This is a genomic window from Paenibacillus piscarius (assembly GCF_022234545.1).
Lineage (GTDB): Bacteria > Bacillota > Bacilli > Paenibacillales > Paenibacillaceae > Paenibacillus_AQ > Paenibacillus_AQ piscarius.
Genome location: NZ_JAIEUI010000046.1, coordinates 1 through 2053, shown reverse-complemented (window position 1 = coordinate 2053; position 2053 = coordinate 1). Strand labels below are relative to the sequence as shown.

The following is a 2053-nucleotide window of genomic DNA, read 5'->3' as shown; positions in this document are numbered from 1 at the left end:
AAGCAGCGTGCCCAGCAAAGCGCGCAATCTCTAGCCGGTGAAAGTCCGGCCGCGGGAGGGGCCAAGCCCCCGCGTAGCTAGGATGCCTGCACATGGCGAAATCTGTGTGTAGAAGCGCATCGACAGAAGTGCGGTTGCAGGACCGTGCGAGCAACTGACCAGGCCGCAACATCAAGTGAATCCTGCCGCGTCGTCAATGTGGCCTCGCAAGAGGGCAAGAGGAAGCCGAGTCTCGTGCTTTCGGACGAAGGCCAAGGAAGTTGCAGAGAACTTGGAGCAGCAACGAAGAATCCTCCGGCGTAAGGGGAACGGCATGGTTAGAAAGAGAAGGCAGTGAACTGGGGAGACCCTCCCCTGCACCGAAAAGAAAAGGTAAAGGGACCCTCTATAAACCCAAAAGGTGAAATGAGAGGTCTGCAGGAAGGGAATCCGAGGGGCCCATAGTACCAAGTAACCGTAGGACAACATAACCTGCGGGAGGAAAGGGGCCCTACTTTGTTCAAGTTTATCCCAGAGGAACGAGTACGTGATTGCCCAAAGGGCTAACGACACGCTAGAAACGCTCAACAACTCCGTGGAGGAAACTAGCTCAAGGAGCCAAGGCCAAAGAGGCTGCATGCCCAAGAGTGACGAACATCGGAAAGCCGTATGAGGGAAAACCTCACGTACGGTTTGATGAGGAGGGGCTGGCTATACACCAGTCCTTTACTCTAGTCAGCTAGTCACCGGATTTCACCCGCTAACAGCGGTTCAAAACCAAGAAATCTGGGGACAACAGCGGCCGGAAGTCCAAATGTTCACCGCAGTGACGAGGAAGCTTCAAGTTTAAATCTTAAGTGCGTCTTAAATAACTGTTTTAGCCACCACTCAGAAGGGAGTGAAGCCATGGACAGCAACGATGTTGCGAATCTGGAGAAGCTACTGCCGCTGGCGGATAAGTACGGACTGGCTTATATCATTGCTCTGGTCCTGCTGATGATTCTGCTGGTGCTGCTGCGGTCGATTGTAAAAGGGAATCTGGTGCCGCGCGAGCTGCTGGAGCGGGCCGAGGAGGACCGGGACAGGCTGCAGAATATCCTCGACAAAGAGCGGTCAGACTTCATGGCACCGACGCTTGAAGTGTTGCAGCGGCTGAAGATAGACCATTCCGCAGGCGGCAGCACAAACGGTATAAATGACGAAGACAGGGGGGGATAACGTGCTAAGCAAGTGGATCAAACGGCTATCCCCCCTGCACCGGGACAGAGAGCAGAGGCTGGCGCAGGCGGGAGTCCGGGTATCGCTCTCGATCCGCAGGTACAAGAATGTCTCGCAGGACATTCAGGAGGAAATCAGGAACAACGGGTTCGCCCAGTTCCTAATCTATGATCGGGGGGCTGAAGATGAGCAAGCTTGAACTTGTGGTGTCACTGGCCTATTCTATATCCTTTGTTTGTGCGCTGCTGCTGATGGCTGCGCTTTTTTGGTATTTCCGCCGGAGATTCCGGGTGCGCGTAGTGAGCTTGTTTATGCTGGCGGCGTTCTTTTTCCTGGGAGCCTATACCGTCAAAATGGCCGTAGCCTTCTGGATCAGACTAAGCTGCGGTCCCGGCCCGGATGCGGTGGTGAGCACCCTGCAATCGGAGGCTTGGGCAGTGGCTCAGACGGGCACGACCCTCGGACTCGTTATTCTGACCGTGTTAATGTACAGCAAACGGCAGGATCTGTTCGTGGTCCTCTCCGAAATCAGACAAGGAGGTACACCGGATGCTGACACTCACCCAGGTTCTGAATAAGTCGGCGGCCCGTCTCTCCGGGCTTCATCCTGCTATACTGGCCGCAGCGACTGCACTGATTGAACGCAGTCACGCTTGCGGAGTGCCTATCCTGATTACCCAAGGGCTGCGGACGATGGCCGAGCAGAACGCGCTGTATGCCCAGGGCCGCACAAAGCCGGGGTCTATCGTGACGAATGCGCGCGGCGGGGAGAGCTATCATAATTACGGGCTGGCGGTCGATTTTGCGCTGCTGCTCCCTAATGGTTCAAGCGTTTCCTGGGATATGACAAGGGACG

The 2053-nt window shown here is 55.6% G+C and carries 4 protein-coding genes; all 4 read left to right on the top strand.

All coding sequences use genetic code 11. The annotated features are described in order from the left end of the window. The first annotated feature begins 885 nt into the window (after nt 1-885). Nucleotides 886-1197: a hypothetical protein gene (locus tag K1558_RS32575; protein ID WP_238656277.1), complete on the top strand. Its 312-nt coding sequence runs from the start codon at nt 886-888 to the stop codon at nt 1195-1197. Between the two features lies 1 nt (nt 1198). Then, the gene (locus K1558_RS32570; RefSeq protein WP_238656275.1) at nt 1199-1396 is read left to right on the top strand and encodes a hypothetical protein; all 198 of its coding nucleotides are present in this window, start codon (nt 1199-1201) and stop codon (nt 1394-1396) included. After that, nucleotides 1383-1775, top strand: a complete 393-nt coding sequence (locus K1558_RS32565) for a hypothetical protein (RefSeq protein WP_238656273.1) — start codon at nt 1383-1385, stop codon at nt 1773-1775. Before K1558_RS32570 ends, K1558_RS32565 begins: the two co-directional genes overlap by 14 nt. Beyond that, nucleotides 1747-2053, top strand: a 307-nt coding sequence (locus K1558_RS32560) for a M15 family metallopeptidase (RefSeq protein WP_238656272.1), incomplete at its 3' end; no start/stop codon positions are given. The genes K1558_RS32565 and K1558_RS32560, both read left to right, overlap by 29 nt.

What these genes read in the sequence shown, in the direction of transcription:
- K1558_RS32575 (WP_238656277.1), top strand. Translation starts at nt 886, where the DNA reads ATGGACAGCAACGATGTTGCGAATCTGGAGAAGCTACTGCCGCTGGCG.
- K1558_RS32565 (WP_238656273.1), top strand. Translation starts at nt 1,383, where the DNA reads ATGAGCAAGCTTGAACTTGTGGTGTCACTGGCCTATTCTATATCCTTT.